The sequence below is a fragment of the Rubrobacter calidifluminis genome, from assembly GCF_028617075.1.
GTDB classification, from domain to species: domain Bacteria; phylum Actinomycetota; class Rubrobacteria; order Rubrobacterales; family Rubrobacteraceae; genus Rubrobacter_E; species Rubrobacter_E calidifluminis.
Window position 1 is genome coordinate 188,459 of record NZ_JAQKGV010000004.1, and the last position, 6,886, is coordinate 195,344.

Below are 6,886 nucleotides of genomic sequence, written 5' to 3' on the forward strand. Positions count from 1 at the left end.
AGCATGCCGTGAAGGTCGCTACCCACATAGTCTTCGGCGAGTGCTGCCTGTTCGCCGCCTCCGCCGTCTTCGACTTCCACTACGAGATACCCTCGGTCTTGGCGGCTGCCGTCTGCTCCGTCCTGCCCGACGCCGACTACCCCAAGAGCTGGCTCGGCCACCAGCTCGGCAGCGTCTCAGAGGATCTGTATGGCGCCTTCGGGCACCGCTCCTTCCTACACAGCTTACTGGCTCTCGTGCTCGTCACGGCTGCTCTCGGCTCGCTTTTGTGGTGGATCACCGGCCAGCCTGCCACGATGATCGCCGTGGGGGTGGGCTATGGCTCTCACCTCTTCGCCGACATGATGACTTTAGGAGGAGTGCAGCTCTTCTGGCCCTCTCGTCTGATCGCCGTCTTCCCTGGTCGCGACGAGTACCGCGTCGTCAGCGGCGGTAACTCCGAGCGCGTGTTTGTCGCCGTTGCTCTCATCTTTGCGCTGCTCTTCTACCCTGTCTCGCGAGTAGGCTTCGACGGCCTGATCTACCGCATGGGTGGCTCCGACCAGCTCTACGGCGAGGTGACCAGAGTGACCGACGGCGACACCATAGAGGTAGAGACCCAGGGCCGCACTACTCCCGTGCGTCTCATAGGCGTGGACACCCCGGAGACCGTGGCGCCTGACCAGCCTATAGGTTGCTTTGGACCGCAGGCATCTGACTACACGAAGCAGGTCCTCTACGAGCGCCAGATCAACGAAGAAGGTGAGGTCGTGCGCGAAGGCCGTCTCGTGAGGCTGGAGATCCCGCGCATAGGAGATTCCGAGGACGCCTACGGCCGTACTCTTGCCTACGTCTACATCGATGCGAACGATGACGGCTCCTACGAGCGCCTCTTCAACGAAGACCTTATCGAACTCGGGCTCGCCCGCACCACGACTTTCGCCCACACCTACCGCCGCGAGTTCGAGCGAGCAAGGGAAGAGGCCGAGGAGAGGGGCGCGGGATTGTGGAGCGCCTGTCCCGAAGTGGACACTCCCTGACGGGCTAACGCCGTTGCGAGGAGGCTTCACAGGCGGGAGCCATTAGGCGACACCAGACTCCCGTGGCGGGTCTGCGCACCCACCCCGGGCTGCGCTCTCCCGGCCGCGGAAGGGTGGAAGGCGCAACTCCGCGTGACGGTCCGCAGGCCGCCCCCGAGGGTCGGCCCCCGGCCCTGCGCCTCTCGTCCGTAGCGGGCGAGACTCGGTATGGCGGCCAGCTTGCGCTCGCCGCTACGCAGGATCATCCTCGCCGGCACGGTCCGCCGTCGGCTAAAGCCGACCCCGGCCCTCCACCAATGATCAGCTATAGCGGAACGCGGCAAGGCGGAGAGCCGTCCTGACGGCCGGCACCCCGCCCCAGACCACCTTGAGGATGCAGAGCGAGGGTTCCCACCAACTTCGAGACCAGCGTCTGGAGCCTGATGGAGACGATGTGTTGCCAGCGCCCCAGAAGGCTACACCGGCAGGGCGGGGACGGCTTCGCCGCCCTTTCAGGGTGTCGAGGCTCTCCATACCGGCCGTGCCCTGGCCTTGACATCCCCGTCCCCCGGCCCCTTACGCCCCCAGGCAGGCAACACATGATTTCCTCCACCGCACACCCGTTCCCCCTATCCGGCGTCGTGGCCTTCGCGGGCTCCCGGCACGGCTCCCCGTTCCCGGTGGCGCCGCTTGTCTCTGCCGTCCTTGCCGCAGGTGGATCGGTGCGCGTGGGCTGCGCCCCCGGCGTTGACGCTGTCGTCCGCTCCTGTTGCCTCTTGGCCGTGGTGGTGCGCGCCTCGTCGTTTCCCGGCCCGCCGCGTGCCCGGCTCGCTGCCCGTACCCGGGTGGTCGTTGCCGGTGCCTCGGCTCTGTGCGTCTTTCCACCCGCCGGCGGCGCGCTCGGTCCCGGCTCCTCGCTGACGACGAGGGCGATCCTTGACTTTCCCCTGAGGAGAGCTACACTGGTCGTTATTAATCAAGTAAATTTGATAAAAAGGTGGTTCGGCTTGGACGAGTGCTACAGCGAGATACCCAGGGTGCGGCGGGGGGACCTGCAACTGCTCCCCGAGGGGGAGGCGTCGGCCCTGGCGGCCTACGGGAAGGCTCTCGGAGACCCGATCCGGCTGCAGATGGTCCGCCTTCTGGAGCAGCGAGAGGACCTCTGCACCTGCGAGTTCGAGGAGCTCCTGGGTCTCGGCCAATCGAAGGTCTCCTACCACCTGAAGGTCCTGCTCAAAGCGGGGGTCGTGGAGCGCGAGTTGCACGGCACCTGGAGCCACTACAGCCTGCGCGACCCGAGGCTCCTGGAGCGGCTCGGGTTGCTCTTCTCGGCGACGCACGAACGTAACGAGGCGTTGACCGCATAAGTTCATAAGGCGCGCGTTCGGCGGTCCGTTTACACTCATTTAATCAAATTTCCTTGATCATAAAGGAGACGGTTTGAAAGAGCGGTTCGAAGAGCGGGAGGTAGGGCCGCCCGTGGAGGATGGAAACGGCGGCGGTGACGGACGGGTGGCGGTCTACGAGGTCGAGGGCGCTGGTTGCCTGGACTGCGCCGGGGAGGTCGAGGAGGCCATAGCGGATCTTCCGGGTGTAGAGGAGGCCGACTTCAACCCGGTGGCCGGTAGGCTGACGGTGATCGGCGAGGCCGACACGGAGGCCATCCGGAGGATCACGAAGAGCGAAGGGTGGGCGGTCAGGCCGCAGGGCTCCCGGAGCCCGAACGGTTCTGTGGCTGCGGCCGCAGGGGCGCCACCGGCCGGGGATACGCCGGCAAGAGAGGAGCCCAGGCCCTGGTGGAGGCAGACCCGGCAGGTGCTTCTGGCTCTCTCGGCGTCGCTGCTCATGTTGGGCCTCGTCTTCGAGTGGACCGGCCTGGCCGACAGGCTCGGAGGTGGGGAGCTCCTGGCACGAATTCTGTTCGGCGCGTCCATCCTCGTCGGTATCTACGCGCCCGCGCGCAGCGCCTACGCTTCCCTCAAGCGCAAGAGGATCACGATCAACACGCTTCTGGTCGTGGGCAGCGCGGGGGCGCTGTGGCTGGGGCTGTGGGAAGAGGCGGCGAGCCTGGTGGTCATCTTCTCGCTCGGGGAGGTGATGGAGGTCTACGCCACCGACCGCGCCCGGCGCAACCTCAAGGCACTCATGGACCTGGCACCGCCTTCGGCACTCGTGGTGCGCCAGGGCGGAATGGAGGAGACCGTGCCCGTGGAGGCGGTGCGTACCGGAGACCTGATCCGGATCAAGCCCGGGACCAGGATCCCCCTGGACGGCGAGGTGGTCGAGGGCGGCTCCGCGGTGGACGAGGCGCCCATCACCGGCGAGTCCATGCCGGCGGACAAGGGGAGAGGCGACGAGGTCTTCGCCGGGACGATGAACCTGAATGGCGTCCTCACCGTGAGGGTCACGGCCGCCTCCTCGGAGACGACTTTGGCCCAGATCATCCGCACGGTGGAGGAGGCTCGCGCCCACAAGTCGAGCTACGAGAACTTCGGAGAGCGCTTCGGGGCCGTCTACACCCCCGCTATGTTCGCCCTGGCCGCGCTCGTGGCGACGATACCGCCGCTCCTCTTCGCCCAGCCTTTCGAGCCCTGGTTCTACCGGGCGTTGGTGGTGCTGGTGATCTCCTGCACCTGCGGGCTCGTGCTCTCGGTGCCGACGGCCGCGCTCGCCGCGATCAGCAACGGGGCTCGTCGCGGCCTGATCGTCAAGGGAGGAGCATACCTGGAGGCCGCCGCCCGCGTGGATACGGTGGCCCTCGACAAGACTGGGACCTTGAGCACCGGTCAACCCGAGCTCACCGACGTCGTCCCGGCGGAGGGTGTCGTCTCCCGCGAGGAACTGCTCGGGCTCGCCGCGGCGGTCGAGGCCGGTTCCGAGCACCCCATAGCCGCCGCCGTCGTGCGCCGGGCGCAAAAAGAAGGGCTCGCGATCCCGACCTCCGAGCGCTTCTCGGCCCTTACGGGACGCGGGGCCGTCGCCGAGGTGGAAGGCGAGCGCATCTTCGTCGGCAGCCCGCGCCTCGCTGCGGAGGAGGACATCCCCACAGGAGAACTCGGGGCCGTGGCGGACCTCGAGTCCGCAGGAAAAACCGCGATCGTTGTCTGGAAGAGCAGGAAGATCCTCGGCGTCTTGGGCATCCAGGACCCCTTGCGTGAGGAAGCCGCGGAGGCCGTCTCGCTGCTCAAGGAGCGGGGCGTAAAGCGCGTCGTCATGCTCACCGGCGACAACCGCCGGACCGCCGAGGCGCTCGCCCGGCAGGCGGTCATAGACGAGGTCCACGCCGAGCTTTTGCCCGACGACAAGATCCGGGTGGTCCGGGAGCTGCAGGAGCGGGGCCACCGGGTCGCGATGGTCGGCGACGGCATCAACGACGGTCCCGCCCTCGCCCGGGCCGACCTCGGGATCGCCATGGGAGTCCGCGGCACCGACGTGGCCCGCGAGACAGGCGACATCGTGCTGATGGACGACGACCTGAGGCGCCTGGCCGAGGCGCTCTCTTTGGGGCGCCGGGCGACGCGAACGATCCGCCAGAACGTCTTCTTCTCCGTGAGCCTCGTCGCGGTGCTGGTACCCACCGCGCTCCTCGGCCTGGTGGGCCTGGTGCCGGCCATCGCCATAAACGAGGGGAGCGCCCTCGTGGTGATCGCCAACGGCCTGAGGTTGCTCCGCCCGAAGCCGGAGAGGGGAGGGAAGTAATGTCTCCCGCCGGCGGAGCCGGTCGTGGACCGGGCCGGGAAGAAAGCCGAATGTCCCCCTTCCCGGCCACCGGCATGCCGGACAGGGACTGGTGGAGCGCCCTGTGGCCCGACCCGGAAGGCGTGTTGGAGAAGCTCGGCATCTCCTCGGGGATGAGCGTGGTCGACCTGTGTTGCGGCGACGGCTACTTCACCGCTCGTCTGTCGCGGTTGGTGGCCCCGGGCAGGGTCTACGCGCTGGATCTGGACCCCGGGATGCTGGAGCGGGCCAAAGAAGAGGTGGCCCGCCACGGGGCGAACAACTGCGAGTTCGCCCTGGCCGACGCCCGCGATATCGCCAAGCACGTCCCCGCGCCGGTCGATCTCGTGCTGCTGGCGAATACCTTCCACGGAGTGCCGGAGCAAACGAGGTTGGCCCGCGCGCTCTTCGAGGTGCTCAAACCCGGCGGAAGGTTCGCCATCGTCAACTGGCACCCCATACCGAGAGAAGAAACGTCCGTACTGGGCGAACCCCGCGGCCCCGCCACGGAGATGCGCATGTCACCCGAGAAGACCGGGGCCGTCGTGGAGCCCGCCGGTTTCGAGCTGGAGCGGGTCATGGAACTCCCCCCATACCACTACGGGATGGTCTTTGTACGAAAGGACCGGTAGCGAAGGAGAGAGTATGGCCGAAAAACAGGTTGTGATCTACACGCAGCCTGGTTGCGCCGGCTGCTTGCGGGAGAAGAAGTGGCTCTCGGACAAAGGTGTGTTCTTTTCATCGAGAAGGATATCCGGGAAGACGAGCAGGCCCTCAGAGAGCTGACTGGGCTCGGATCTCAAGCGACCCCGACCACCGTGATCCGTGGAGAGGTCATCATCGGGTTCGACCCGAAGAAGCTCGGCGAGAAGCTGGAGGTGTAACCGTGGACAGACGAGGCAAGTTCCGAATACTTGACACGGGAGGTTGCGCGACCCGTTGCCTGCTGCCGGAAGCGGCCAAAGCCGCGCGCGAGCGCCTCGGCGAGGGGGAGGTTCGGCGGGTGCCGTTCACCTGCGAGGTCTCCGGGGAGTACGTCGCGGCGGTCCTGATCGGCGAAGCGGTGGCCGAACGGATCCTTGGAGCGGCCCCTGGCCTTCTGCGCGACCCGACGGAGGCCAGGACACTGGCAAGCCTCGCGGAGGCGACCCTCTGCGCCTGCGACGTAGCCACGTTGCTCGAATATCCGCAGCCGGAGATCGAGGACGTGCTGCGCGCTCTCGCCGCCCGGGGTCTTACGGAAGAACGTCCCATAGCGGGGATGCCTTACTTCGGTCTCTCGCGAAGGGGACGCGGCTTCGTGGAGAGTGGTCTCGCAGAAACCCCGACTCCGCGAGAAGGTCCTTGAAACCTTGCGGGGGTGACGGTTCTCAGCAGTACGTACGTCTCACGTTCTGGTGCGAGACTTGTGATTTTGGTCCTGGAGTCGCAGTTCGCTTACGCAGGCGCGGGTTGGCTGAGAGGGCGACCCGCGCCACCGCGAGGATACCGGCGCAGCCGTAAGATCCTGGGCAGCCTTGGAAGAAACCCCTTTTCAAGCACTCCCTTCGCCCCGCAGCACCTCAAGCGATCTCTCGTACTCCTCGGCGTCGATCTCGCCGCGCGCGAAGCGCTCCCGCAGGATCTCCTCCGCCGATCCGGCGCGTGCCCGATGGTCGTCGGAGCTACCCTGACCCGAGGTGATGCGCACTACGGCCCAGACGATCAATGCGATCAGCCCGCCCCAGAACAGGAGCGGGACGAGCGTCCAGAGTATCCCGAAGAAACCCCGGCCGCCGTCCATCATGCCACCCGGACCCCACCCCCAGTCGTCCATCATGCCTCCGGGACCCATCATCGAACCACCACCGAACAAGCCGCCGCCGGCGAGGATCGCCAGCAGGACGAGCAACAACAAGAAACCGCCGAGGGCGCCGAGCACGGTCTTGGTACCATCACTCATCGAAGAGCCTCCTTCTTCGTACTTGCGACGCAAATGTATCGGAGCGAGACGGTGTTGTCCTGATCAGATCGGCTCAATTTTTTGTCAATGTTGACCATATGCCGGATACTGTTGGTTTATTCATCAGCGACGCTGCATACTCCAGGAAGCAGCCCCGAGAGCCACCTTCCTGGAGGGCAGAGAGTTATGTCTATGCACCCCAAACCGATCGGTCCCGTCCCAGAAGATA

Annotated in this window: 8 protein-coding genes; 6 read left to right on the forward strand and 2 right to left on the reverse strand. The window is 66.3% G+C overall.

Annotated elements, in window-relative coordinates; translation table 11 throughout:
- The first annotated feature begins 8 nt into the window (after positions 1-8).
- Entirely contained in the window at positions 9-1,019 is a 1,011-nt protein-coding gene (locus PJB24_RS05095; RefSeq protein ID WP_132689201.1) for a metal-dependent hydrolase, read from the forward strand.
- 26 nt (positions 1,020-1,045) lie between these two features.
- Here PJB24_RS05095 and PJB24_RS05100 read toward each other — a convergent pair whose 3' ends face one another.
- The gene (locus tag PJB24_RS05100; protein WP_165874162.1) at positions 1,046-1,264 is read right to left on the reverse strand and encodes a hypothetical protein; all 219 of its coding nucleotides are present in this window, start codon (positions 1,262-1,264) and stop codon (positions 1,046-1,048) included.
- Positions 1,265-1,597: 333 nt separating this feature from the next.
- Here PJB24_RS05100 and PJB24_RS05105 point away from each other — a divergent pair, with 333 nt between their 5' ends.
- From PJB24_RS05105 to PJB24_RS05125, 5 genes are all read left to right on the forward strand, one after another.
- Positions 1,598-2,365, forward strand: a complete 768-nt coding sequence (locus PJB24_RS05105) for an ArsR/SmtB family transcription factor (protein ID WP_132689206.1) — start codon at positions 1,598-1,600, stop codon at positions 2,363-2,365.
- Positions 2,366-2,438: 73 nt separating this feature from the next.
- Positions 2,439-4,697, forward strand: a complete 2,259-nt coding sequence (locus tag PJB24_RS05110; protein WP_273843372.1) for a heavy metal translocating P-type ATPase — start codon at positions 2,439-2,441, stop codon at positions 4,695-4,697.
- A gap of 50 nt (positions 4,698-4,747) precedes the next feature.
- A complete protein-coding gene (locus PJB24_RS05115) occupies positions 4,748-5,347 on the forward strand; it encodes a class I SAM-dependent methyltransferase (protein WP_273843373.1) in 600 nt (199 codons plus the stop codon).
- Between the two features lie 51 nt (positions 5,348-5,398).
- The gene (locus tag PJB24_RS05120; RefSeq protein ID WP_273843374.1) at positions 5,399-5,599 is read left to right on the forward strand and encodes a thioredoxin domain-containing protein; all 201 of its coding nucleotides are present in this window, start codon (positions 5,399-5,401) and stop codon (positions 5,597-5,599) included.
- A gap of 2 nt (positions 5,600-5,601) precedes the next feature.
- Positions 5,602-6,063, forward strand: coding sequence for a helix-turn-helix domain-containing protein (locus tag PJB24_RS05125; protein ID WP_132689216.1), 462 nt, complete (start codon positions 5,602-5,604; stop codon positions 6,061-6,063).
- 186 nt (positions 6,064-6,249) lie between these two features.
- Here PJB24_RS05125 and PJB24_RS05130 read toward each other — a convergent pair whose 3' ends face one another.
- On the reverse strand, positions 6,250-6,657 hold the full coding sequence (locus PJB24_RS05130) for an SHOCT domain-containing protein (RefSeq protein ID WP_219975195.1): 408 nt from the start codon (positions 6,655-6,657) through the stop codon (positions 6,250-6,252).
- Positions 6,658-6,886 lie beyond the last annotated feature (229 nt).